This window comes from Pseudomonas sp. HY7a-MNA-CIBAN-0227, assembly GCF_040310325.1.
GTDB lineage: Bacteria > Pseudomonadota > Gammaproteobacteria > Pseudomonadales > Pseudomonadaceae > Aquipseudomonas.
Map to the genome: position 1 here is coordinate 1 of NZ_JBEOPT010000121.1, position 275 is coordinate 275.

At 64.0% G+C, this 275-nt stretch carries 1 protein-coding gene; it reads right to left on the reverse strand.

Annotated features, from left to right (window positions below; genetic code table 11):
• On the reverse strand, window positions 1-275 hold a 275-nt coding region (locus AAEZ06_RS27240), incomplete at both ends, for an HAD-IC family P-type ATPase (protein ID WP_350617207.1).

Genomic DNA, 275 nt, shown 5'->3' on the forward strand with positions numbered 1-275 from the left:
GTTGTAGACGAAGGCCCAGAACAGATTCTGCCGGATCTTGGTGTAGGTCTTGCGGCTGATCTCCAATGCCGCAGGCACCAGTCGTGGATCACCGCGCATCAAGGTGATACCGGCTGCGTGCATCGCCACGTCGGTGCCACCGCCCATGGCAATGCCGATGTCGGCGGCGGCCAGGGCCGGGGCGTCATTGATCCCGTCGCCGACCATGGCCACGACTGCGGTTTTCTTCAGCTCGACCACGGTGGCGGCTTTGTCGGCCGGCAACACTTCGGCGT